Origin of the sequence: Treponema sp. B152, assembly GCF_024181665.1 — a bacterium.
GTDB lineage: Bacteria > Spirochaetota > Spirochaetia > Treponematales > Treponemataceae > Treponema_B > Treponema_B denticola.
Map to the genome: position 1 here is coordinate 311,113 of NZ_CP058668.1, position 25,214 is coordinate 336,326.

Annotated in this window: 23 protein-coding genes; 17 read left to right on the plus strand and 6 right to left on the minus strand. The window is 40.0% G+C overall.

All coding sequences use genetic code 11. The features are described from left to right. Nucleotide 1 precedes the first annotated feature (1 nt). The 3 genes from HYB91_RS01305 to HYB91_RS01315 all read right to left on the minus strand — a co-directional run bounded on the left by HYB91_RS01305 (nucleotide 2) and on the right by HYB91_RS01315 (nucleotide 4,504). Nucleotides 2-1,210 (minus strand): divergent polysaccharide deacetylase family protein, encoded by a 1,209-nt coding sequence (locus tag HYB91_RS01305; RefSeq protein ID WP_002675957.1) that lies wholly within the window; start codon nucleotides 1,208-1,210, stop codon nucleotides 2-4. A gap of 62 nt (nucleotides 1,211-1,272) precedes the next feature. Further along, nucleotides 1,273-3,303 (minus strand): response regulator, encoded by a 2,031-nt coding sequence (locus tag HYB91_RS01310; RefSeq protein WP_253719575.1) that lies wholly within the window; start codon nucleotides 3,301-3,303, stop codon nucleotides 1,273-1,275. Beyond that, a complete protein-coding gene (locus HYB91_RS01315) occupies nucleotides 3,290-4,504 on the minus strand; it encodes a response regulator (protein ID WP_002667421.1) in 1,215 nt (404 codons plus the stop codon). Before HYB91_RS01315 ends, HYB91_RS01310 begins: the two co-directional genes overlap by 14 nt. 76 nt (nucleotides 4,505-4,580) lie before the next feature. Here HYB91_RS01315 and HYB91_RS01320 point away from each other — a divergent pair, with 76 nt between their 5' ends. From HYB91_RS01320 to prmC, 10 genes are all read left to right on the plus strand, one after another. Beyond that, nucleotides 4,581-5,135, plus strand: a complete 555-nt coding sequence (locus HYB91_RS01320; RefSeq protein WP_002675955.1) for a DJ-1 family glyoxalase III — start codon at nucleotides 4,581-4,583, stop codon at nucleotides 5,133-5,135. Next, nucleotides 5,135-5,896, plus strand: a complete 762-nt coding sequence (locus HYB91_RS01325; protein ID WP_002673831.1) for a class I SAM-dependent methyltransferase — start codon at nucleotides 5,135-5,137, stop codon at nucleotides 5,894-5,896. The genes HYB91_RS01320 and HYB91_RS01325 overlap by 1 nt, the downstream gene beginning before the upstream one ends. A 94-nt stretch (nucleotides 5,897-5,990) precedes the next feature. Beyond that, complete coding sequence (locus tag HYB91_RS01330; protein ID WP_002667427.1) at nucleotides 5,991-6,758, plus strand: oxygen-binding di-iron domain-containing protein; 768 nt, start codon at nucleotides 5,991-5,993, stop codon at nucleotides 6,756-6,758. Between the two features lie 174 nt (nucleotides 6,759-6,932). After that, the gene (locus HYB91_RS01335) at nucleotides 6,933-7,787 is read left to right on the plus strand and encodes a methyl-accepting chemotaxis protein (protein ID WP_002675954.1); all 855 of its coding nucleotides are present in this window, start codon (nucleotides 6,933-6,935) and stop codon (nucleotides 7,785-7,787) included. A 107-nt stretch (nucleotides 7,788-7,894) separates the two neighbouring features. Continuing rightward, complete coding sequence (locus HYB91_RS01340; RefSeq protein ID WP_002675953.1) at nucleotides 7,895-9,928, plus strand: formylglycine-generating enzyme family protein; 2,034 nt, start codon at nucleotides 7,895-7,897, stop codon at nucleotides 9,926-9,928. Nucleotides 9,929-10,050: 122 nt separating this feature from the next. After that, on the plus strand, nucleotides 10,051-10,956 hold the full coding sequence (locus HYB91_RS01345) for an SPFH domain-containing protein (RefSeq protein ID WP_044909971.1): 906 nt from the start codon (nucleotides 10,051-10,053) through the stop codon (nucleotides 10,954-10,956). A 9-nt stretch (nucleotides 10,957-10,965) separates the two neighbouring features. Further along, nucleotides 10,966-11,775 (plus strand): uracil-DNA glycosylase, encoded by an 810-nt coding sequence (locus HYB91_RS01350; protein WP_002675950.1) that lies wholly within the window; start codon nucleotides 10,966-10,968, stop codon nucleotides 11,773-11,775. A 20-nt stretch (nucleotides 11,776-11,795) separates the two neighbouring features. Then, nucleotides 11,796-13,778 (plus strand): replication restart helicase PriA, encoded by a 1,983-nt coding sequence (priA, locus tag HYB91_RS01355; protein ID WP_002675949.1) that lies wholly within the window; start codon nucleotides 11,796-11,798, stop codon nucleotides 13,776-13,778. A 226-nt stretch (nucleotides 13,779-14,004) separates the two neighbouring features. After that, complete coding sequence (gene prfA, locus HYB91_RS01360) at nucleotides 14,005-15,090, plus strand: peptide chain release factor 1 (protein WP_002675948.1); 1,086 nt, start codon at nucleotides 14,005-14,007, stop codon at nucleotides 15,088-15,090. Between the two features lie 6 nt (nucleotides 15,091-15,096). Beyond that, nucleotides 15,097-16,083 carry a peptide chain release factor N(5)-glutamine methyltransferase gene (gene prmC / locus HYB91_RS01365; RefSeq protein ID WP_253719576.1) on the plus strand — a complete coding sequence of 329 codons (987 nt, stop codon included), beginning with the start codon at nucleotides 15,097-15,099 and terminating at the stop codon, nucleotides 16,081-16,083. A 31-nt stretch (nucleotides 16,084-16,114) separates the two neighbouring features. On the opposite strand, the gene HYB91_RS01370 is transcribed toward prmC, so the two are convergent. Together HYB91_RS01370 and HYB91_RS01375 are read right to left on the minus strand one after the other, a co-directional pair. Continuing rightward, a complete protein-coding gene (locus HYB91_RS01370) occupies nucleotides 16,115-16,621 on the minus strand; it encodes a GNAT family N-acetyltransferase (protein WP_253719577.1) in 507 nt (168 codons plus the stop codon). A 15-nt stretch (nucleotides 16,622-16,636) separates the two neighbouring features. Then, the gene (locus HYB91_RS01375) at nucleotides 16,637-17,191 is read right to left on the minus strand and encodes a zinc dependent phospholipase C family protein (protein ID WP_002688255.1); all 555 of its coding nucleotides are present in this window, start codon (nucleotides 17,189-17,191) and stop codon (nucleotides 16,637-16,639) included. Nucleotides 17,192-17,354: 163 nt separating this feature from the next. Here HYB91_RS01375 and HYB91_RS01380 point away from each other — a divergent pair, with 163 nt between their 5' ends. The 3 genes from HYB91_RS01380 to HYB91_RS01390 are packed head-to-tail and all read left to right on the plus strand — an operon-like array spanning nucleotide 17,355 to nucleotide 20,437. Then, on the plus strand, nucleotides 17,355-18,575 hold the full coding sequence (locus HYB91_RS01380; RefSeq protein ID WP_253719578.1) for an SPFH domain-containing protein: 1,221 nt from the start codon (nucleotides 17,355-17,357) through the stop codon (nucleotides 18,573-18,575). A gap of 21 nt (nucleotides 18,576-18,596) precedes the next feature. Next, nucleotides 18,597-19,664: a TFIIB-type zinc ribbon-containing protein gene (locus tag HYB91_RS01385; RefSeq protein ID WP_253719579.1), complete on the plus strand. Its 1,068-nt coding sequence runs from the start codon at nucleotides 18,597-18,599 to the stop codon at nucleotides 19,662-19,664. Further along, the gene (locus HYB91_RS01390; RefSeq protein ID WP_253719580.1) at nucleotides 19,658-20,437 is read left to right on the plus strand and encodes a TPM domain-containing protein; all 780 of its coding nucleotides are present in this window, start codon (nucleotides 19,658-19,660) and stop codon (nucleotides 20,435-20,437) included. Before HYB91_RS01385 ends, HYB91_RS01390 begins: the two co-directional genes overlap by 7 nt. An 86-nt stretch (nucleotides 20,438-20,523) precedes the next feature. Here HYB91_RS01390 and HYB91_RS01395 read toward each other — a convergent pair whose 3' ends face one another. Then, entirely contained in the window at nucleotides 20,524-20,730 is a 207-nt protein-coding gene (locus HYB91_RS01395; RefSeq protein ID WP_002680449.1) for a hypothetical protein, read from the minus strand. Nucleotides 20,731-20,988: 258 nt separating this feature from the next. Here HYB91_RS01395 and HYB91_RS01400 point away from each other — a divergent pair, with 258 nt between their 5' ends. The 4 genes from HYB91_RS01400 (at nucleotide 20,989) to HYB91_RS01415 (ending at nucleotide 25,202) form a co-directional block, all read left to right on the plus strand. After that, entirely contained in the window at nucleotides 20,989-21,906 is a 918-nt protein-coding gene (locus tag HYB91_RS01400; RefSeq protein ID WP_253719581.1) for a DUF262 domain-containing protein, read from the plus strand. Continuing rightward, the gene (locus tag HYB91_RS01405; protein WP_253719582.1) at nucleotides 21,903-22,676 is read left to right on the plus strand and encodes an HNH endonuclease family protein; all 774 of its coding nucleotides are present in this window, start codon (nucleotides 21,903-21,905) and stop codon (nucleotides 22,674-22,676) included. Before HYB91_RS01400 ends, HYB91_RS01405 begins: the two co-directional genes overlap by 4 nt. Nucleotides 22,677-22,814: 138 nt before the next feature. After that, nucleotides 22,815-24,737 carry a molecular chaperone HtpG gene (gene htpG / locus HYB91_RS01410; protein WP_253719583.1) on the plus strand — a complete coding sequence of 641 codons (1,923 nt, stop codon included), beginning with the start codon at nucleotides 22,815-22,817 and terminating at the stop codon, nucleotides 24,735-24,737. A 75-nt stretch (nucleotides 24,738-24,812) separates the two neighbouring features. Further along, a complete protein-coding gene (locus HYB91_RS01415; RefSeq protein ID WP_002667464.1) occupies nucleotides 24,813-25,202 on the plus strand; it encodes an Hpt domain-containing protein in 390 nt (129 codons plus the stop codon). Nucleotides 25,203-25,214: the final 12 nt, after the last annotated feature.

Sequence of the window (25,214 nt, forward strand, 5' to 3'; positions counted from 1 at the left end):
TTTATTTCCCTTTTGATTTTGAAATTGTAGAAAATGTATATCCTTCTTGAGTTAAATCGGAGTACATTTCTTTTAGAAGAATTGCAAGATCTACGGTAAACACGTGGCCTATCATAATTGCTTCTCCTCTTTGTGAGGCAATTTCCAAGCCTTCTATAATTTGTTTTTTCATATAGGCCTTATCTTTTTTATTATCAAGAAAGACAGCTCTTTCCCAAATATTCATATTCAGTTTTTTTGCAACTTGAGGAACAACGCTTTTTGAACTGGTGCGGGAATCCAAAAAGTATATGTTTTTTTCCTTGCACAATTCAAGCACTGCCTCCATAGCTTTTTCATCCGATGTAATAAGAGAGCCCTCGTGGTTATTCATTCCGGCTATGGGCCCGATTTCTTCCACATTTGAAGCTACGATTTTTTTTATCTCTTCACGGTCCATGCCGGGTTTAACGGCTCCATCTCCCGGATTAATATTGGGGTTTAATGCCTGCATCGGCTGATGAAGGATGAGTTCCTTCCCGGCCGCCCTTATTCTTCTTGCCGTTTCTCTTGAGTTAGGCAGCTTAGGCAAAACGGCTATGGTACAGGGAAAGGGTAAATCCAAAAAATACTGCAACTGTTCAAGGTTGTGTCCCGCATCGTCAAACACAAAAATAAGTTTTCCCTTTGAGGGAAGCTCAGGCAGGTCCTGAATAGGGTAGGCCGAAACGTCAGGCTCTTGTTCTTGAGGTTTAGGCTTATCCGTGATTATGGGATTTTCAGGCTTTTTTGCCTTGTTTTCTCTGCCCGCCTTTTCGCTTTCTTTAGGCTGATTTTTTGCTTCCGGCTTTTCGATTTCTTTAGGTTTATCGTGTAAAGTCTTTTTTGCAGCTTCTTTAGGCAGATTTTTTGAGGCCTGCGTTTCAGCTTCCTTAGTTTTTTCGGTACGCTTATCTTTAGCCTTGCTTTCTATAGGCGGCTTTTCGGTAGTTTTAGGCTTTTCTTCTTCTATTTTTTCTTGTTCCTTGGCAATTTGCGTTTTATTCGTTGTTTCATCTTTATTTTTTACCGAAGGAATTATAAACAAAAATACTGCGAGCATTATTACACAGACTGCCAAAAAACCGGCTATAGCTCCGGTATAGTTAATTTTTGACCTTTTTCTTCTCTTTCTTCCGGTTTTTTTTACCGGTTTAGTTGTTTTTCCTGTTTTGGTGCTCTTTTTTGCCATAGACGTAAAAGATAAGCATTAAGGGGGCTTTTGTCAATCGGGGAGAATTTGACTTAGCTCTCTTACTTTTTATAATGTTTTTTTACCATTTCAAAAAGCTGTTTTTTGTTAAAGGGCTTTTTTATTATATCGTTTAATCCCATAGATTTACATAGGTTCCTTTCATTATCTTGAGATCCTGCAGTACATGCGATGATGGGTCTTGAATATCCCTTTCCCCTCAAAATTTGTGTAGCCTCATATCCGTTTATACCGGGCATCTGTATGTCCATAAATATAATATCAAAGTGTTCGCTTGATGCCGTATCGATAGCTTCTTCTCCGTCATTTGCCGTGCTTACAATACAGTGAGCTTTTTCCAAGATAATTTTTAATAATTTTTGGTTTACGGGATGATCGTCTACAACTAAAACCTTACAGCCGAAAAAGTTATCTTCATTGAAATTATGTACATTTCCATTTTGTTGACCTTGGCCTCCTGCTTCAACCGGCTCCAATTCCGGAATGTCATCTTTTTCTAAGGCTATTGCTAATTTACGATAGAGTTCGTTTAGCAGATGAAAGACTATTCTTGATTTTAAGGGCTTATAAAGATAGCCGTCGAACCACTCTAAAAGTTTCATCTTGGCATCCCTTCCGAGGCTGCCTTCAGGAATCATCAAAAATAGTTTTGAGGCTGAAAGACTATCGTCATTGTGAATTTCGGCTCCAAGGCGCCATCCGTCCATCTTAGGCATAACCATATCTATGAATACCACATTGAAGGGGTTTTTATGTTCGGCGGCTGTTTTCATAACTCCTATTGCCTGCTCTCCGGAGCTGACCAAGGCTATATCTTCAAAGCCGAATTTTAAAAGCATTCTCTTTAAAATAGTTCTGGTTTGCATATTATCATCGACGATTAAAAATCTGGTATTCTTATCCAATAAGATGCTTTCATGGGGCGCTTTTTTCTTTGAAGGGACTAAAGGAATCTTAAACCAAAAAACCGATCCTCTGGGAATATTGTCTTTTATTCCTATTTGACCCTTCATCATAGTTATAATATTTTTAGAAATTGCAAGCCCTAAGCCTGTTCCCCCGTATTTTCTGTTTATTGCAGCATTCCCCTGATAAAAGGAATTGAATATTTTTGATTTTTGTTCGTTGTTGACTCCTATTCCCGTATCTGCAACTTCAAAAAGAATAAAGAAATGTTTAGCCGCATAGGGATCATCAGAGTTATTTTCAAAAACCAGTTTGACCGAAACCGAGACATAGTCTGTTTCGGTAAACTTAACTGCATTTTTTACAAAGTTTAAAAGAACCTGCTGCAGCCTTGCCGGATCTCCGTATATAAAGTCGGGAATTTTGTCGCTTATATCTACAACAATTTCCAATCCTTTTTTATGAGCTTCCATCGAAATTAAATCCACGGTCTGTTCAACTGAATCGGTCAAGTTAAAAACCGTCCTTTCCATTGTCATATTTCCGCTTTCAAGTTTTGAAAAATCCAAAACGTCGTTTACAAGTGTGAGTAAAACTTCAGCACTAAAATTTACCTGACGGGTATATTCGCTCTGCTCTTCATCAAGGTTTGTTTCGTTTATGAGCTCCATCATGCCTATTATTGTTTGGATAGGCGTTCTTATTTCATGGCTTACATTTGCCAAAAAAAGGCTTCGCATACTGTTTGCTTTTTCGGCATCTTGTCTTGCGATTATCAAAAACCGTTCTTTTAATTTTTGTTTGGTAATGTCATCAATGGTTACAAAGAAATTATTGTCATCTTGTTGAGTAAAGCTGAACTTTAAAGCAGTCTTATCCGAAAGGCTTGAGGGTTTGTCAAATTTAGCTTCAAAAGCCGCTGTTTTTGGATTGCTTTTTATAAATGCGGACAGCCTAATATAGTCCTCTTCCAACAGCACTGTTTTTAAATAATCCTGTAATCGTATTTTTGTGTTTTTAATCAGGTAGTCGGGTAAAAGTCTTTCCGCTTCAGGACTCCAAAAAAGCGGGACATAATCGGGAGAAAAAATTATATACGCTATGTTTGACTCGGTTAAATACTTTCCAAGTTTAAAATTTAAAATACTTTTATTAAAGAGATGCACCCAAAACTTCCTCCATTTTGCGCAAAACCGTTTCTTTTTTTATTGGTTTTAATATGTATCTTTTAGCACCCTTTTCCAGAGCTTTGATAACGGAATCCCTTTGAGTGACGGAAGATAGAATAACAAATGGAGTTGTGATTCCCTTCTTTTTTGCTCCGTTTAAAACATCTATGCCGCTCATACCCGGCATAATCATATCAAGGAACACAACATCATAAACATCATTTTCTACTTTGTTTAAAAAATCTTCTCCGTTTTCAAATAGAGTTACTTCGGCATTTAATCCCGAAAAAATAGCAGTCATCATTTTGCGGACAACCAAATCATCATCTATTACAGCTATAGATAGTTTTTCGGCCGTGTCCAGTTTAAACCGGGTTTCAAGGTTGCTTGCGTTTTCATTTTGCTCATTGTCGGGATTCAGCATTGTTTGAGTTACTGCTATCTTATCTTCAGTTGTTTGTAAAAGAGCCGAAAGAGCTTGCCCAAGGCTTCCTACAACTTCAATCATCTTATAGTCGGGGTTTTGCGAAAAGAAGTCTGTTACAAATTGATTGAGGGTAAGGAGTTTTACATTTTTAGGAGACACTACTTTTACGGCTAGGATATTATCTATCAAATATTCCAAGTTAGCCGTATCGGCATAGGTTAAATTTAAATCGGTCAATATAATTAAAATTTTAGCCTCAGCGAGTTTGTAGGATTCAATTAATTCTATTATTCTAAATTGAAGAAGCTCAAGTTTATCTCTGTTTAAACCTTGTGCCAATTCTATAAATATGACATCTTCATTTACCCGCGTTTCCAAGATGCAGGGTGTGGGATCCATGGGAAATGTTGTTCCTAAAATTATTCCTATTGAGAATAAAAGTTCGTCAACTTTTACGGGCTTTGAAATTACCTTTTTTACTCCGTATGAGGCTAATAAAGCTATGTCAACTTTGGCTATTTTTCTTCCCAATACTATCGACGGTATTCCTGCAAGAGTCGGCGTTTTTTGTTTTTCGGCAAAAAAATTAAATAGGGCGTCTCTGCTAAAACTATAATCTATTATTATGAGCATGACAGGCTGCTGCTTCATAATATTCATGGCTTCTATAACTGTTTCGGCATAAATAACATAAATGCCGACTTCTTGTAATTTTTTTGTAATATAATATCGTAAAGTGGGGGCTATCCCTATCAATAAAACTTGTTTCATGTTATGATTATATCATATTAGAATAATCTTATCTAGTTGTTCACAACTTGGTTGTCTTGTAAAATTGGAGGAATTAATGAAAAAAGCTTTTTTATTTTTAGCAAACGGATTTGAAGATGTTGAAGCCCTTACGCCCATAGATTATTTGAGAAGAGCCGGTATAGATTTAATTACTGTCGGCGTCGGAGGGAAGACTATAGTTTCTTCTCACAAGGTTCCTATAACCTGTGATATTGTGTTGGAAGAAGCCTTGCAAACGGATGGCGATTTAATTGCCGTCATCCTTCCCGGCGGCCTTCCTAACAGCAGCACTCTTGCCGGCTCAGAGGCTGTCAGAGAATTTGCAAAAAAGACCCTTGCAGGTGGAGGAATTGTCGCTGCAATCTGCGCGGCTCCTGCCCTTGCCCTGGGCTCTTGGGGTCTTTTAGAAGGAAAAAACTATACCTGCTACCCCGGTATGGGACAGGATTTGAGTACAAAACCCAAGGCCGGAGAGCGTGTCATCAGGGATGGAAATATAATAACGGCCTGTGCAGCAGGAGCTGCGGAAGAATTTGCCTTTGCAATTGTAGAAGCTATTTGCGGAAAAACCGCTCTAAATAAACTTAAAACTGAGGTGGTGGCACGATAATGGAAAAACTTGCAGATTGGTTTGAAAACGAAACTTTTTGGGCTGAATATGCCCCGATTATGTTTGATACGCAGAGGTGGGCTGAGGCTCCTACCGTTGCGGAATCCATTTTGAGGATAATAGGCGTTCCTGTGGATAATGCAGGGATTTCAATCTTGGATGCGGGCTGCGGTCCGGGAAGGATTGCCATCGAGCTTGCAATAAGAAAGGCTAAGGTTACAGGTATCGACTTAATCCGCCCCTTTTTAAATGCTGCTATGGATTCGGCTCAAGACGAGGGCGTCGACATAGAGCTTATTCAGGGAGACTTGCGTAAATTTGTACGCCCTGAAGGTTTTGATGCGGCTATCAGCATGTATACGAGCTTCGGGTATTGCAGCACAATCGAAGAAGACATGCAAATCTTAAAGAACATAGCCCAATCCATAAAGCCCAACGGCTGGTTCATTCTTGAAATGACGGGAAGAGAGATAGCCGTGCGCGATTTTACCGAGGGCGAATGGTTTGAGAGAGCCGGGTTTACGGTCTTAACCGAATACTCCGTCGAAGGTGCTTGGGAAGGTTTACGCTCCCGCTGGATTCTTTATGATGAGCAGGGCAGGAAGGCCGATCACTCCTATGTTCAGCGGCTTTATTCCGCAGTGGAGTTAAAAAGGCTTATGTTGGCAGCCGGCTTTTCTTCGGTAGAAATATACGGCGATTTTGATTTTTCGCCCTATAACGAAAAGGCGAGAACGATGGTTCTCATAGCAAGAAAGTAGTCTTATTTTTTTTATAAAATACTTGTAAATTACCTCAATTGTTGATATATTGTATTTTGTAAATTTTGGTTGACTCATAGTAAGGAGTTTTGATATGGAAAATAACGGTATTGACGGTGTTGTTTTATATGAAGATGCAGATCATAAATTTATATGGCTGGGTTCGGAAAGTAAACAGAGAAAGGGTGCTGTACAGACAATGCAGTATCTTATTGTAGACAGGGGCCGGGGAGTTCTTCTTGATCCGGGCGGAGTTCATCTTTTTTCCAGAGTTGTTACGGCTATAAGCCGATTTATTTCCGTGGATAAAATCGATACTATTTTTTTCTCACATCAAGACCCCGATGTTTCTTCAGGTATAGCTTTGTGGCTGGGTATTACAAAGGCTAAAATATATATTTCTTCGCTTTGGGTTCGATTTATGCCTCACTTCGGCATAGTAGATATTTCGAGAATGGTTCCGATACCGGATAAAGGGATGAGTATATCGCTTCCTTCAGGTTCAAATATGAAGTGTATCCCTTCACATTTTATGCATTCTCCCGGGCAGTTCGGTTTATACGATGAGCGCTCCCGTATTCTTTTTAGTGGGGATATAGGGGCCGCAGTTTTTGATGATGACAATGAAACTACTTTTGTAGAAGATTTTGAAAAGCACCTTCCTTTGATTGAGGGCTTCCATGTCAGGTATATGGCTTCCAATAAGATTGTCAGTAAATGGGTAGAATATGTACGCCGTTTAAATCCCCTGATGATAGCTCCGCAGCATGGCGCAATATATAAGGATGAGCAGGTAAATAATTTTTTAAATTGGCTTTCCGGTTTAAAATGCGGTACTGATTATATCGAAAACCTATTCTAATTTAGGAGCTATGATAAACAGTTCGGCAGGAATTCAGCCTCACTGTTTATCGTCCGAGTTTGCCTCATCGGCAAACATCGCATATTGTATGCAGTTTTGCAGAGGCAAAACTGCTTGAAAAAACTTTTTTTCGGAAACTGATGTTTCCTGTAAAAAGTTTTTATAGGAGATTCTATGGCTGACGAACAGAACATTGTCGATAATTTTGGTGATCTAATCGATAAGATCGTTGTACAATATAATAAAGGCATTATTCTTGATTTTGTAACCTCTCATTCGTTTAAAATTATTGAAGAGTCCATGGATAATTTGCAGGAGAAGTTTGAAACTATCCTTTCCGTCTTTGAAGAAATACAAAAGGAAAGCAGTTCTTCTGCATCTAATGCCAATTATGTCGATGAAATGCTTTCTAATGTTTTAAAAAGAAGAACCATAATTCAAGAAGAGATTCATGAGCGGGTTGACGAAATTGAAGCCACTGCGGAAAATGCGGAAAATGCGGCTTCAGCTTTTGAGGTGTTAAAGGACAGGACTGCGGAAGTTGAAGATATGTTGTCGGGTATTAAGGATGTTTCCGTAAAGACCGGTATTCTTGCAATCAATGCTTCGATTGAAGCCGCCCGTGCCGGAAGTGTCGGAAACGGTTTTAGAATTATCGCCAATGAGGTTCGCTCTCTTGCAACCCAGACCGGAGATTTTGCAAAAAAAATCGAATCAAAACTGGAAGAATTAAATAAATCGGTTGATGAAATAAACAATAGTATGACCGGTTTTATAGAACTTTTTTCAAAATTCAGAAAATCATTTAACGGTGTATTGGCTAATTTGGATGAAAACTCGGCAACCCTTAAAGATGCAGGTTTTTCGTTGGCCGAAATAACCGCTTCCATAAAAGAACAGGATATTACCATAAGGGAAGGCTTTTTGTCGTTAAAAAAGATCGATAACTTTTTACATGATACCTCGACAATTCTTGATGCAGTCCAAACAAGCCATGAACATCTAGGAACCTTGCTGCAGCAAAGCTAAAACGGTTTTGCGGTTAAAATAAAAAAAATTACGAAAAAGTTGTGTTTTACGGTAAAACGTGTCATATTGTAATTAAATATAAACATCTTCTAAAAATGGAGGTCAATATGACAAAATATGATTTATACAACAAAACAAGAGTTGCGGCGCTCATCGCGGCCGCAGTTTTGGCGCTTATAGCGCTTTTCGGCATGACCGCCTGCCCCAATGCAGCGGGCGGCGGAGGCGGAGGCTCGACCGTGAATATCACCGTAAAAGGGGATGCGAACGTTGAGCTGCCTGCAGAACCGGTTGCGGTACGGGCAGGCGCCAAGTGGGCGGAAGCACAGACAACCGTTCAAGGCAAAGTCGGCTTTAAAACGGGGTATGTATTGAACTCGTGGCATTTGGGAGAAGATGAAAGCGCACCGGAACTTACCGACGAAGACGCTTTTTATACAGACACCACCGTGTATGTTAAATCTCGCCCCGATTTGCCGCCGCTTCCCAAGCCGGAAAATCCCGGCGATCCGTCGGTAAAAATCACGTTCGAAGTTGCTCCCGAAGCGGGCAAAATATTGGGCGACAATCCCGTTATCGTACGGCCGAATACGACGTGGGCGGATCTTAAAAACTATGCCAAAGCCGCGTTCAAGGCAAACTACGGCTTCAGTGAAGAGAGTGTCCAATGGAAACAGGGCAGCGCTCCCCTAAGCGACGGTACATCGTTTACCGCGAACGCAACGATCACCGCATATCCGGAAGACCTGCGCATTTTCGTAACATTTACCGGTGGCACCTACGTTACGATTGCAGAGCCTGCAACCATTACCGTTATCGACGGGACAAAGTGGAAGGACATCAAAACCAAGGCGGCCGCCAAGGTAAAGGTGAACAACTCCAACTACGCCATAACCGCATGGAATCTCAACAACGAAGGCGGCACAGTGTTGAATGACGATTACGAGTTTAAAAAAACCGACGGGCCATTCCGCACCATCTATGCCAAAACGGGCGACCGGCGCATCACACTTACCGTCAAGTACGAAAGACTCTATGGCCCTCAGGTAAATGCCGGCACCATAACCGTATTCGACGGTGACACCTGGGGCAGCGTAAAAGCGCGGGTTGCGAGAGAGATTACTATTCCGGACCACTTTATTTTATCGGAATGGCACTGGCATGGTTTAGCCAGTGGTTTTATAAGCGACGATTATACGTTTAAGGTAAGCAAGTCGGTACCTGGCCCGGCCGTTGCATTTATCAGGCCGGACATAAAACTGACGATTAGCCAAAATGCATATCTGACGTATCACGCTCCGGTAAACGGCTCCGTTACTGAACTCAAGTATTACTTAGAGGTTGTTAATCGAGTATACGGCGATAAGATCGGCAGCGATGATCGGGATGACAACAAGGAGCGTGATGTCAAGCTGCACCATTTTCAGATGGGTGGAACCGAAATACCGCAGGCACTGTACGAACTGGTAATGGGGGAAAATCCGAGCAAATTTAAGGGCAGTGCATATCCTCCGGCTGAAGGCGAAACGCAAGAGCTGCGTCCGGTAGAACAAGTAGGATGGCGTTATGCGGTACTTTTTTGCAACGAGCTTACGCGCTGCACGGAAGGCTTGGGAGAAAAAGAATGTGTGTATACCTATGACGGGCATACCTACAACTTCAGGGATGCATATCATGATAAGAATCCCGAAATGGATATGAATAAAAGAGGCTTCCGATTGCCTACCTCTGCCGAATGGGAGTGGGCTGCCCAAAGCAAATTCGAAGGGCATCGGCATGTGTATTCGGGTACGGACAGCGAAGACGATCTTAAAGCGTATTATGCATGGTACGATGTCAATAGCGGCGGCAAAACGCATGAAGTAGGGAAGAAGGGCGGAAACCACTATCTCTTATACGACATGAGCGGCAATGTAGAAGAATGGTGCTGGGATTGGTATAGCAACAGTACACCCGCAAGCGGACAAACCGACCCGACCGGACCGGCGGAGCAGGTGGGATACTACGGCCGCGTCGTTCGCGGCGGCCACTATGCTGACGATGAGTCTGCCTGCAAGTGTGCATATATAAGGAATAGGACAACATCTTTTGCTGACGACCAGGAGAAACGTGGCTTCCGCATCGCAGTCCGGTTGTGGTAATTGTATGAAATTCTGTCATAGGCAGAATTGATACAAACTTTAAGATGAACAATGTACATCCGGAGTACATTGTTCATCGGCCTCTTGAAAAATTGAGTTTCCTGTGTTATTATTCTTATATTATGAAAAAAAGAACTTCATTTTTAATTTGGCTTTTTGTTTTGATTGCCTTGGGAGGCACGGCCTTTTTTTTCGGGTGGATGCAGTTTTCAGTTCCTGCCGGGTCTTACGGTGTGATGCTTTCAAAGTCGGGAGGCTATCATGACAGGCTCATTATTCCGGGCGAATTTATGTGGCGATGGGAAAGACTTGTTCCGACTAATTCAAAAATTCTTACCTTTAATTTAAAAGCCCAAGACATTGAGTATAAAAATGAAGGAGCCCTTCCTTCCGCCGATAAATTCGGTTTGGTGATGGAACAAAAAAACGATTTTCGCTGGAAGTTTGCTCTAAAGATTTCGGCTTCAGTAAAACCTGAAAGTTTAATAAGACTTGTTAAAAACGCTTCGATAAAAACCCAAAGTGATTTGGACGATTTTATTAAAACAAGAGTTGAAGAAGCCGCTCAAAAATCCGCAAACGAATTTATCGAGTATTTTTTATCCAATCCTGAAGAATATGAAAAGCTGAAATTTCAATATGCGGCCTTTAACGATAAAATCACTTCGGATCTAAAAGGCAAGGAGAATACCGAAATTGAAATTGTTTCGGTTGAGCTTTCTTCCGGTTTTGTAATTCCCGATTTAAAACTGTATACAACAATAAGGGATGTTTATTCGGAATATGAAAAAGCAAGGAGCAAGGTCTTTACCGACCTTATGATTGAAGAAGGAAAATCCGCTGCCGGTTCAAAATTCCGAATGAATGATCTAAAAGAATGGGGCGAGCTTTTAAAGCAATATCCCCAGCTCATCGATTTTTTGGCCGTAGCTAGAAGCGATGCGAGCGAAACCCTCAAGGCTTTGCGTGAGCTTAAAGCTAAAATGAGCGGCGCCCAGGTCAGCGGTACTCAAGGCGGCGGGCAATAGTTTTTACCGATGAAAGCCGAAGAAAAAAAAACATTATACACATTTTTCCGCACAGCCTCGGAATATCTATCGGGTTTTAAAACCGATGAAGAATATCCCGATTTTGCCGATACCGTTCTCCCCGAAACAGTTTTATCCGAGACGGCTATCCCCGATACCTCTCTACCGGAAACGGAAGGAACGGACGGCTTAACAATTCCTTTAAGCGATACGGATTCGGAAAGCGGTTTTGAAAGTCTTGAAAAGGTCTATGCTCAAATTGCGTCTTGTAAGGCCTGCCGTCTATGCGAGAGGCGGCATAACACGGTTGCAGGCGAGGGGCCTTGCGAGTTTTCTAATTTTGATAATAAGATAGAAGTAATGGTCATAGGAGAGGGGCCGGGAGCCGATGAGGATGCCCAAGGCCGCCCCTTTGTCGGTAAGGCCGGACAGCTTTTGGATAAGATGCTTGCCGCTATCGAATTATACCGCACCCATAATTGTTATATCACAAATGTTGTAAAGTGCAGACCGCCCAATAACCGCGACCCTCTGCCTGATGAAACGGCTGCGTGCAGAAATTATTTAAATGCCCAAATTGCCTTGATAAGGCCTAAGGCGATTCTTGTGGTCGGCAGGGTAGCTCTTCAAAACCTCTTGGAAACTCAAGAAGGAATAGGCAAGATGCACGGCAAGTTTTTTGAATACCAAAACATTCCGCTGATGGCGACCTACCACCCAAGTGCCCTTTTGAGAGATGTCAACTTAAAACGCCCTGCATGGGAAGACTTAAAACTCTTCCGTTCCCGCCTCAATGAATTGTCTCAACAAGTTGAGTGAGAAAAACTAGGCGGGCACCTATGGCAAAATGGCTTACTCTAGCATTTAATCTTCCCCTCTACCAAAGCTTTACCTACAAAAACATAGAAGAATCAGGCGGGAGCCTTGTCGGGAAAAGGGCTTCGGTTCAACTCGGCTCAAGAAATTTGATAGGCTTTATAATAGAAGAATCCGATGTGTTTCCTAAAGACAGCCCTGTGGGAGAAGATAAAATAAAGCCGATTAAACGAGTGGTCGACAAGGAAACAATTTTCGGGCAGGCACAGATAGAACTTGCCTCTTGGATTTCGCACTTTTATATTTGCAGCTTCGGAGAAGCCCTCTCAGCAATTCTTCCTTCGGGAAAAAGAGAAGTTTCTTTTGAAAACTTAAAATGGGGAGCCGAATTTGAAGACAAGAATTTTTCCCTTTCCGATGAACAAAAAGATGCCGTCGAAAAAATCGTAAACTCAAACAAAAAAGAATTCTTTTATTTATACGGCTTAACCGGTTCAGGGAAGACGGAAGTTTTTTTGAAAGCCGCCGAAAAGATAATCGCAGAAGGCAAGGCCGTCATCTACCTTGTTCCCGAAATAGGGCTTACCCATCAGGTTATAAGTGCGGCCGTAAAACGCTTCGGCTCTCAGGCTGCCGTTTTGCACTCGGGCCTTACGGGAAGCGAAAGGCTCAACCAATGGATGAGGATAAGGCGGGGAGAAGCCCTTATGATTGTCGGGGCGAGGAGTGCCGTCTTTGCTCCTGCTAAAAACATAGGCCTTATCATAATCGATGAAGAGCATGATGCTTCTTATAAGTCGGGTTCCGTGCCCCGCTACCATGCACGCCAAACTGCGATGTACTTGGCTGTCAAGCATAATTGCCCCGTGGTAATGGGCTCTGCAACTCCATCGCTTGAAGCGTGGAATATGATTCAAAACAAAAAAATCAAGCTCCTTTCCCTTTCAAAAAGACTTGCAGGCGGAAGCCTTCCTCAAATCGAAATAGAAAATATTTCCGGCTTAAAGGGAGCTTTGAGCGATAGGCTTATAAGCGAAATACGCAAAACCAAAAATGAAGGAAAACAAACAATTCTTTTTTTGAACAGGCGGGGCTTTTCCCATATTTTTAGATGCCGTTCCTGCGGCTATGAGATGCTTTGCAAAAACTGTTCCGTGCCGATGACCTTTCATAAAAGTGAAAATGTAATGAAATGCCACTATTGCGGAATGCAGGCAAGGCCGCCTTCTCTTTGCCCCGAATGTGATTCCCTTGATATAGGCTATGCCGGTGTCGGTACGGAATTTATCGAAGAAGAAGTTTCCCGCTCCTTCCCCGATTGCACGGTTGCGAGGATTGACACCGACACCGTTTCCAAAAAGAACAGTCTTGAAAACCGCTTAAAAGATTTTAAGGAGGGGAAAATAGATATCCTCCTCGGAACGCAGATGATAGCAAAGGGCTTGAATTTTCCGAAAGTAAGGCTTGTCGGAATTATCCTTGCGGACACGGGCCTTCAAATGCCCGACTTTAGAGCCGCCGAAAGGAGTTTCGCACTTATCACTCAGGCAGCAGGAAGGGCAGGGCGGTTCAGCGAGGACGGGCTTGTCATTATTCAAACCCTAAAGCCTAACCATCCTTCGATTGTCTGTGCAAAAAATCACGAGTACGAAAAGTTTTATGAATATGAACTCGGGCAAAGAAAGCTCTTGGATTTTCCGCCCTTTAAACGTCTGATTCGTTTGGTCTTTAGAAGCAAGGACTTAAAAAAAGCCGAGCTGGCCGCAGAAGGTGCCGTAAACATTCTAAAATATATTCTGTCTTCACAAAACAAAGACGAAGCCGAAATAATGGGACCCTCTGAATGTGTTCTATCGATGATAGCCGGAAATCATCGCCAACAGATTTTGCTCCGCTCTTCAAATTTCCCCCTAATCCAAACCGCCGCCTCCCGCTTTGTAAAAGAATATAAACCGATGACGGGCATCTACATCGAGGTCGACACCGATCCGGTCAATCTTATGTGAAGCGAAGGAATTTCGGATATGCACTGTATGAGCGATGACTACCTTGTAGAAGAACTCTTGAGCGAAAAATAGCTTTGTTTTTTGGCTGCCGGTGGTTTCACGCTAGCGACGTTTTGCCGTGAGGCAAAACTTGAAGCTTAAAAAATGTACCTCTCTGTACATTTTTTAAGCGGTATACATTTTTCTTAAAAACTGTTATACTCATTCCTCAATACAAGGAATTTTTATGAAAGAACGATTGGATAATTTAAGAAAGAGGCTTGTCGAAGTCGAAAAAGAAGTTGAAAACCCTAACCTTATCAAAGATGTTGCAAAATATAAAGAAACCATGAGGGAACACTCCTATCTTTCAAAATTGATGGAAGAATACGATAACTATCTTTCTATCGAAAAACAGATAGAAGATTCCAAGCTTCTCATTCAAGAAGAAAGCGATGCCGAACTTAAAGAGATGGCGAGGGAAGAGCTGCATTCTCTTGAAGCCGCCTTTGAAAAAAGCGAGGCAGATCTCAAGATGCTTTTAATTCCGCCCGATCCTCTGGAAGAAAAAAATATTATTATGGAAATACGCGGCGGTACAGGAGGCGATGAAGCTGCCCTCTTTGCGGCCGACCTTTTTAGAATGTACACCCACTATGCCGAAATGAAAAACTGGAAGTACGAGGTTTTGTCCCTAAACGAAACCGAGCTCGGCGGTTACAAGGAAATTACTTTTTCCATCTCGGGAAAGTATGTTTACGGAAGTCTCCGCTATGAGTCGGGCGTTCACCGCGTTCAGCGTGTTCCTGAAACGGAGGGCTCAGGCCGCATTCACACAAGTGCCGTAACCGTTGCGGTTTTGCCCGAAGCCGAAGAAACCGAAATCGAAATCAATCAAGAAGATTTGCGTATTGATGTTATGCGTGCAGGCGGCCCTGGCGGTCAGTGCGTTAATACCACAGACTCGGCAGTCCGCATTACCCACATACCCACAGGTCTTGTCGTTATCTGTCAGGACGAAAAAAGCCAGATTAAAAATAAGGCAAAGGCTATACGTGTTTTGCGAAGCCGCCTTTATGATTTGGAAGAAAGTAAAAAGCAGGCAGAACGGGCTCAAAACAGAAAAAGTCAGGTCGGCTCCGGCGACCGCTCCGAACGTATCCGCACCTATAACTTTCCGCAAAACCGCGTAACCGATCACCGCATTAACTTAACCCTTTATAAATTGGATTCGGTTATGCAGGGTTCTCTCGACGAGTTAATCGATGCCCTCTGTATCGCCGCCCGCGAAGAAATGATGAAGGCCGCAGATCATCACTTGGAGCATAAATAAAGCTCAATGCTTTTTTTTACCGTAAAGGATGCCCGTCTTTTTGCTGCTCATTCCTTTCTTTCTTCGCACCTTTTAACAAGGAACGGATACGGAAGGAATGAGGCTCTCTTTGATGTCGATATTTTGATAGCCCATATCTTAAAAAAAGAGCGCTCATGGTTATTGTCTCATTCCGATTTTGATTTTTTACCATACAAGAATGAGTTTGAAGTTTTTGTAAAGAAGAGAAGTTCAGGCCTCCCCATTGCCTATTTAACCGGAACAAAAGATTTTTTCGGGAGAACTTTTTATGTAAATGAAAATGTGCTTATCCCCAAGCCCGACACCGAAACCTTGGTAGAGCATGCCTTAAATTTTGCAAAGGAAAAATTAAAAAAAAATGAGTCTCTCTTTGTTTTGGATATTTGCACGGGTTCAGGCTGTATCGGCCTATCCATTGCGGCCGAGCTTTATGAAAGTGCTTTTATGCAGAATACTTTTAATAAACCGCAGAGGGCGCAAAGAACGCAAAGTTATTTTGATAGAAGTTTTTTTTTGATTCTTGCGGATATTTCGGAGGAAGCTTTAAAAGTTTGTAAAAAGAATATGGATTATCTTTTGCCTCAATCTCTTTATAAGAGGGCCATTGCAGTGAGAGCCGATCTGCATCTACCTTTTCCCTGCGTGCCGGAGTCGAAACGAAGCTACGATTTGATAACTGCAAATCCGCCATACGTTCCGTCAAGGCTTACGGAAAGCCTTTTAGAAGATGGCCGCTCTGAACCTCGTCTTGCTCTTGACGGTGGTATTGAAGGGTTAGACTTAATTCCTCCCTTGGCAGAAAACTCTTATTTAAGCTTAAACCCCGGCGGAAAACTTTTTGTTGAAGTAGGCGAATACCATGCAGCCCAAGCCGCCGAGATTTTTAGAAGTGCAGGTTTTTCTCAAGTTCAAATTCATAAAGACCTTGCAGGCAGCGACCGAGTCATAGAGTGCACAAAGTTCAGCTTTTAAAGAAATTGTTTTTCTGGCATGAGCAGATTTTTTAAACTGTTTTTACATATCTCATTTCGGGAGCCTTTAAAGCTTCATGGACTTGTGTTTTGCCATCCGGCTTAAAGCCGTGATGCTCATAAAAACTTCTTGCGATCCGGTTTTCTTGAAAGACCCAGATGCATAATTCATGTATGCCGGCTTCTTTTGCTTCTTTTTGAAAATGAGTAATTAATTTTGAACCTACTCCCGACCTTTCAAAAGCCTTTTCTACATAAATAGCCATAAGTTCAAAGCTATCCGGTTTATCGCTGTCCCGGCACATTCCCGTACGCATCATTCCTTTTATTATATCGTCTTTGTCATCTTCATAAACATATAATTTTGATGTGCTGTTTTGAGTATTAATTTTTTCCTTTAACCGCTCGATAGATTTTTCAACCGACAACTCACAAAACAAAAAATTATCGTCGACGATACCCCTATAAGTATTTCTCCAACCGTAAACATTTATTTCTGCAACTCTTGATAAGTCCTTTAATTCTGCAAGTCTGACCATTGTTTTTCTCCTTGGTTAATTAAGATTTTGTTTTAAGTATTTATCGATTATTTCATCGATAAATTCTAGATAGTTGTTGTTTACCGATGAAATATCTCCAATATCCGTTTTTCTATATTTTTCGAATTCATAAAAAGAATTTTGAATTTGCTCATCGTTCTCCTCTTTTAAAATTACCGGTATTATTTTTTCATTTCGGCAATGATACAAAGCGTAGTCCGATAAGATTTTTGATAATTCTATATCGGTTTTGTTTTTAATTTCTGTGTAAAAGGAATAATATTTATTTAAATTTTTAGAAACAAAATGATCCGTAAATATATGAAAGTCTACACCCTTTAAAAATGAGGACGGTGCATAACTATGTTTTTTAATAAAGTTTTTAAGTAACTTTGAGTTATATCCGCTTCCTTTTTGAATAAAATGACTTTTATAGTATTCTTCTTTTTTGCTTAAGTCATATAGATCGGGATATATTGCACCATAATAAAAATATTCTTTCCCCTTAATGTCGTTTATTTTTTCGAGATATTTTTTTGAAATAAGTATGTGCGAAATTTTATCCGGCATTGTTTTAGACCTCTTTTATAACCTAATATTAACCGATTTGGCGCATAAAAACAAGGCAGGAGAATACGATAACCCATGTTGTCAATAATATTATTCAAGTATTGATATTTTAACTTTTTTGTTATATCATAATTATGTAAGTTTAAATTTAAAGGAGTAAATTATGGGTCTTATATCAGCAGCAGTTGGAGCAGTGGGCGGCGGTTTGGCCGATCAATGGCTCGAAGTTATTGAGGCAGGCGATATGGGTGAGGGCGTTGTCCTTGCAAAAGGAGTCGCCGTCCGCACAGATAAACGTAACACAAACAAAAAAGGTTCAAGCGATGTCGTTTCAAACGGTTCTATTATTCATGTAAATCAAAACCAGTTTATGATGTTGGTGGATGGGGGAAAGATAGTCGATTATACGGCGGAGCCCGGATATTTTAAGGTTGAAAATTCGGCATCACCCTCCCTATTCGGCGGTCAATTCGGAGATGCCCTAAAAGAAACCTTTAGCCGTTTTAAATTCGGCGGTACCACCCCGATGAAGCAGGAAGTATTTTATGTTAATTTACAGGAGATTAAAGGCATTAAGTTCGGTACTCCCAATCCATTGCAATACTTTGACAACTTCTATAATGCGGAATTGTTTTTGCGTACCTTCGGAAATTATTCGATTAAAATAACCGATCCGATAAAGTTTTTTAAAGAAGCTTGTCCTCGTGATGCCGAAAATGTTCACATTGATGAAATAAACGAACAATACTTGAGCGAATTCTTAGAAGCCTTACAGGCTGCCATCAGCCAAATGTCCATGGAAGGTGAGCGTATTTCCTTTATTCCTTCAAAGGGAACAGTGTTGAGCAAACACATGTCCGAGATTCTGGATGATTCATGGAAGGAATTACGCGGAATGGAGGTGCTTTCAGTCGGTATTGCAAGTATTTCCTACGATGATGAATCTAAAGAACTTATCAATATGCGCAATAAGGGAGCTATGCTCGGCGATCCCGGTGTACGTGAAGGCTATGTGCAAGGCTCGATTGCCCGCGGTATGGAAGCGGCAGGTTCAAATCAGGCAGGAGCCGGAATGGCCTTTATGGGCATGGGTATGGGCATGAATGCGGCAGGCGGTTTTATGGGACAGGCAAGTCAAACCAATATGCAGCAGATGCAAATGAATCAAGCCGCTCAGAGAGCCGCTCAAGGAGCAGGGCAACAACAAGGTGCCGGAGCTAAGGCTGCCGGAGAATGGTTTTGCACCGAGTGCGGACACAAGAATACCGGAAAGTTTTGTGCCGAATGCGGAACTCCTAAACCTCAAGGAAGCGGCTGCCCTTCATGCGGTGCGGAAGTAAAGCCGGGAGCAAAATTCTGTCCCGAATGCGGAACAAAATTATAACCGATAAATGTGGGGAAAGATATGAGTGTTGAAAATTATAAATGTCCGGGCTGCGGTGCACCTATAAGTTTTAAACCGGCGGCCGGAGGTTTTAAGTGCGATTATTGTTTTTCAAGTTATACGGAAGAAGAAATTACCCGCTACATGGAAGGTCTAAAAGCAAAAAAAGGTGGGTCTGAAGGTTCCTCTTCTTCCGAAAGTAAAAGCGGAAATAACGGATCCGTAAAACAATATCACTGCAATAACTGCGGAGCGGAAGTCGTGGTAGGAGAAACTTCAAGTGCGGCATTTTGTTATTATTGTCATAGCCCCGTAGTCTTATCCGAAAGACTCAGAGGGGAATTTAAGCCCGATAAGATTATTCCCTTTAAGCTTGATAAAAAAGATGCCTTAAAATGTTTTGCTTCTTGGGTGAAAGGAAAAAAATATGTACCTACAGATTTTACAAATACGGGTACGCAAGAAAAAATGACCGGAGTTTATCTTCCACACTGGCAGGCCGATGTTGTTGCAGACCTTGATTATCATGCAGTAGGTTTAAAGGTTTCATCGTGGAAAAGCGGGAACACTGAATATACAAAAACGGATAGGTATAAGATTGAGCGCACGGGGAAAATTGAGTTGGATAAATTTCAAGAGTTGGCTTTTACAAAGATAGATAAAAATCTTATAAACGGAATAAGCCCATATGATTTAGAGAACCAAAAAGATTTTTCTCAAGGCTATCTTGCAGGCTTTTTTTCGGAGCAATACGATATTAAAAAAGAAGATGTGGAGCCTATAATAAAAAGCAGAGCAGAGGATTATGCTAAAGACCTTATTAAAGACTCTACCGATTACGGCGGAGGTTTTGAAGATGAAGAGGATAATACTTCCTACACCGTAAAAAATTATAATTACGTTTTGCTTCCATCATGGATACTTACCTATCTTTATAAGGGAAAAACCTATGTCTTTGCCGTAAATGGGCAAACCGGAAAATCTTCAGGAGAGCTTCCGTTAAACAAGTCTAAACTTGCCCTTGTTTCAGGTTTGATATCGGGAATTCTTGCAGCTCTCTTACTTTTGGGCGGGAGGTTTATATGGTAGTAAAAAAAGTTATTTGCTCATTGATAATTTTTTTCTGTATAGGTTTAAGTTCGTATGCAGAAATTGAAAAAAAACTTTTGATAGATGAAGCCGGGGTTTTAAGCCAAGAGAGTTTTTCAAAGATAGAAGAAAGCTTATATAAGATTTCGAAAAAGAGTAAGTCTGAAACCGTAATTGTAATTGTTCCATCCACAGGAGAAAAAAGTCCTCAAGACTATGCCGATGATTATTTTGACTATAACGGTTACGGTCAAGGAACCGAAAGTGAAGGAAGCCTTTTACTCATTGTAACCGGGGATGGCACTCAAGGCAGCCGATATGCGCATATTTCAACTCATGGAAAAAAAACGATAAGCACTCTTACCGACAATAGCATTGAAAAACTTTTAGACTCTTTAATATACGGAGGATTAAAAGAAAATAATTATGCCAAGGGAATAGAATCTTATCTTAAGGCCCTTGCTCGGAAGTTTTACAACAGTCTTTCGCTTATGGAAATCTTAATCAGTTTAGGTATTGCAGTTATCAGCTTTGCTTTTAAATTTTTAGGCACACAAAGAAAATATAAAAACAAGGAAGCCTTTGCCTTTGCTCCCTTCTATGATATTAAAAAGAACAGTCTTGTTTCTTTTGAAACCGTTGATGATGTGTTTCTTTCTACCAATACGGTATCCCACGTCATTAAATCAAATAGCGGAGGAGACTCGGGAGGTAGTTCTACACATACATCATCAAGCGGAAGAACTCACGGCGGCGGAGGAAGAAGTTTTTAAGTTTTACTTAGAATTATAAAAAAATGCTCTTTTAATAAACGCTTTCAGCTGCAATCTCCGCCGTCCATGGCGGTAAGCTGAAACGCTTATTTATTTTGATAAAAATTAGTTTTGATATATTTTAACTTAAGGTTAAACCTTTTTAGTCTATATATAAACTTTTTTGGGTTTTTCTTTGCTGCATTTAAAAATAATTCTGCTCGTTTCTCGATTAAAATCTGTTCAGGAGTTTTATCCTTATACAAATTTTCATCCACACCGGACCTCTGGTTAAATTGAAATTTATTATACATGCTTGACCTACAATCTTTTGTATTATGTACACTAATAAGCTTGGAGATTTTGCATCATTTTTTTGTTAGAAAGGCTTTGCGGTACACATTTAAATACGCTCACTGTTAATTATGAATATCGGCATAACTAAAAATTTTTTTAGTGTTTTTTGAGAATATTTGAAAAAAGTTGCTTACTTGCAGAATTAAGTCTTATATGTTAAAATAAGTATCATTACTTAAGTATAATTTTTGAAACTAAAATCAAGGGAGGAAAAAATGATAGGTATAAGCGATACGGCAACATTAACATTGCGTAAAATATTGGGTAATGGTGTAACATATGCAGTTCCTAAGTTTCAAAGGGATTATTCTTGGGAGAGTGAAAATTGGGATGATTTTTGGCAAGATATTGAAAATTTATATAAAAATATTGAAACAGCTCATTATATGGGGTATCTTGTTTTTCAAACATTCGACAATAAGGCTTATTCAATAATAGACGGCCAGCAACGGATAACCACTATTTCGATTCTAATTATGACAGCTCTGAAACGCTTAAAATATTTGGAAGAAAAAAATATAGAACCTGAAAATAATAAAAAGAGAAGGGAGCAGCTTCAAAATACGTATATAGGCTATCTTGATACTGTAACCTTGATAGCTTCAAATAAATTAACTCTTAATCACAATAATAATGACTTCTATAAAAGATATATGATTCCTTTGGAAGAATTTCCTAAACGCGGTTTAAATTCATCCGAAAAATTGATGAAATCTTGTTTTGATTGGTATTATCAAAAAATGATGAACTTTGATGACGGAGTTGAAATTGCTAGATTTATAGATACTGTAGCCGATAAACTTTTTTTTACGGTAATTACTGTGAATGATGAACTAAATGCTTATAAGGTTTTTGAAACTCTTAATGCCAGGGGTGTTCAGCTATCCTCTGCCGATTTACTTAAAAATTATTTATTTTCTGTTGTTGATTCTAATACTGATAATAAAAAAGATGAAGAATTAAATGAACTTGAAAGTTTGTGGATCAATATTGTATCTAAGTTAGGAGTTGAAAAAATACAAGATTTTTTAAGATATTACTGGAACAGTAAAAATAAAACAGTCAGAAAAAATGAACTTTTTAAGGAAATGAAAAATAATATAAAACAAAAAAAGAAGTTTTTTCTTTTTTGAGAGATGTTCTTAAAAAAGCGGATATCTATGTTGCGCTTTTGAATCCTCATGACGAATTTTGGCTTGTACTTCAGGATAAAAATAGAATCATAAAAGCCCTTACAGAGTTAGTGCTTTTTGGTGCCAAGCAGCCTCTGTCCCTTTTAATTTCAGGATACGATAATTTATCTATAAAAGAATTTATAAAACTTGTTGAATGTATAGCAGTTATTTATTTCCGATATAATATTATAGGCGGTTTAAACCCAAATGATGAAGAAAATGTTTTTAATAATCTTGCTGTAAAAATAAATAATTCTAAAAAATTCGATAGACAAGTTCTCAAAGAAATCTATCATCCTGATGAGCTTTTCAAGCCTGACTTTTCTAATATCGAACTGAAAAATACGTCAAGGAACCGAAAAATAATTAAGTATATTTTAACCAGTATAGAGAATTTTGAAACCAATACTAAATATGATATTACGGATGAACAGAATACTATCGAACATATTTTACCTGAAAATCCTGATGAGTCATGGGGACTAGAAGATGGTTTGGCTGAAAGATATATATACCGATTGGGAAATCTCTCTCTTTTAGAAAAAAATAAAAATAAGGATATCCAAAATCTTCCTTATTGTAAAAAGAGAGAAGTTTTTGCTTCATCTTCTTTTAAAACGACAAAAGATATCGCGAGTATTTATTCTGCTTGGACAATCGATAGCATCGTTAAACGGCAAGAATTTATGGCTAAAAAAGCTGTAAATATATGGAAGATAGATTTTTAAGTTAAAAGCCTCCCCTTGCCTTTTTACCGATAATTTATTATCCTTTTAATATGCACTTTCTCATTTCATTGCGAAAGTGCGTAAAAAAACAATGCTCGGGATTTGAAAATCCCTGCGCTTATTTTTTTGGAGGTTGATATGGCACAGTACAAGTTTGAAACTGAAGTGAACCAGCTTTTGTCGCTCATTATTCATTCGCTTTATTCAAACAAGGAAATCTTTTTAAGGGAGCTTGTCTCCAATGCTTCGGATGCATTAGATAAGTTAAAGTATTTAACCCTTTCCGATGAGGCTTATAAGCAGATTAAATTCGAGCCCAGAATCGACATCTGTTTTGACGATACGGCCAATACGCTTACCGTGCGGGATACCGGCTTGGGTATGAACGAGGAAGATCTAAAAAATAATTTGGGAACGATAGCAAGGTCCGGAACAAAGGCTTTTTTAGATCAGCTTGCAGCCGCCGATAAAAAAGATTCAAACCTTATCGGTCAGTTTGGTGTAGGTTTTTATTCGGCCTTTATGGCAGCCTCTACCATCGATGTTATTTCCAAAAAAGCCGGAGAGAATGATGTTTGGAAGTGGACTTCGGACGGAAAGGGTGCCTACGACTTGGAAAAGGTTGACGATACGGCCTTCCCCATAATAGATGATGTAACCGAAGGAGTAAACGGAACCTGTGTTATTCTTCACTTAAATAATGAGGACTCGGAGTATGCTACCCGTTGGCGTATCGAAGAAATAATTAAAACCTATTCCGACCACATCGCCTTCCCAATCTATCTTCATTTTACCGAAAAGCAATATGACGATAAGGGAAAAGTAAAATCGGAAGCCTTTAAAACCGAACAGATAAACGATGCCGGAGCTATTTGGCAAAAGCCTAAATCGGAATTAAAAGAAGAAGATTATTTTAACTTTTATAAATCCCTTTCGCATGATTCCCAAGAGCCCCTACTTTATGTGCATACAAAGGCGGAAGGAACTCAAGAATACACAACCCTCTTTTATGTTCCGTCAAAAGCACCCTTCGATATGTTCCATGCGGATTATAAACCGGGAGTTAAGCTCTTTGTAAAGAGGGTCTTTATTACCGATGACGAAAAAGAACTTCTGCCCACATACCTCCGCTTTGTACGCGGCGTTATAGACAGTGAAGATTTGCCACTAAACGTAAGCCGCGAAATCTTGCAGCAAAATAGAATTCTTTCAAACATTAAAAACGCTTCGGTTAAAAAACTTTTAGGAGAGTTTAAAAAGCTCGCCGAAAACGACAAAGAAAAATACAATAAATTCATCGCCGAATTTAACCGCCCATTAAAAGAAGGCTTGTACAGCGACTATGAACACAGGGAAGAGCTCGCCGACTTGGTTCGCTTTAAGACAACTTCGCCCGAAGTAAAAGAAGATGAGTGGACCAGTTTTGCCGATTATGTTTCGAGAATGAAAACTGACCAAAAGGCTATCTACTACATCACGGGTGAAGACGAAAAAACCTTGCGTCAATCTCCTCATCTTGAAGTATACAAACAAAAAGGCTTTGAAGTTTTAATTATGCCCGATGAGATTGACGATATAATTATTCCTTCATTGGGAAAATACAAAGACTGGGAATTAAAGGCTGCAAACAGAGCCGGCTCCGATAAAGAACTTAATACCGAAGAAGAAACTAAAGCAGCCGAAAAAAAAGAGAAGGACTTTAAGCCCGTACTCGAAAAGATTAAAGAGGTTCTCGGCGATAAGGTAAAAGAGGTACGCTTTTCAAAACGCCTTTCCGATTCTCCTTCATGTATAGTTGTGGACGAAACCGATCCCAGCTTGCAGATGGAAAGAATGATGAGGGCTATGGGGCAGTTTAATACAAGTGCCGTAAAACCGATTTTGGAAGTAAACGCCGATCATCCCTTGGTTCAAAAATTAAAGGATTCGAAGGATAAAGAATTTGTAGAAGATATGTCCAACCTCCTTTTGGAACAAGCCCTCTTGGTTGAAAGCGGAGAGCTAAAGGCTCCGGTCGATTTTGTAAAAAGGCTTAACAGGCTGATGACAAACTTAAAATAGATTTTATTGACAAAGTAGTAGACGGCTCGGCATGGATTCTGCCGAGCTGTTTATCTTCATGTTATAGGAGGAGATATGTATTTAGATAAAGCAGCGGCGATGGAACTTGTAGACGGGGACATGGAAATCTATATGAGTTTACTTGAAACCTTTATCGAAGCCTATGAAAAAGATGATGCTGAAATAGATCGATTGAATGTTCTCTTAGGTGCAAGTGCCGAAGCTGTTTTAAGTGATGATGTTTTGCGTGAAAGTGTACGGAAAACGGCTCACAAGATAAAGGGCAGTTCCTATACGGTCGGTGCAAATATCTTGGGCGACTCTGCAAAAAATATCGAAAAGTTTTTGGTTGAACCTTCAAATATTAAAAGCCCTGCAAACATTGAATTGCTTGACGGCTTTCTTGCAAAGTTTAAAGAAAATTACGCTGACACATTAAAAGAGATAAAAACGGTTATTGCGTAAAGATTTTTTAAG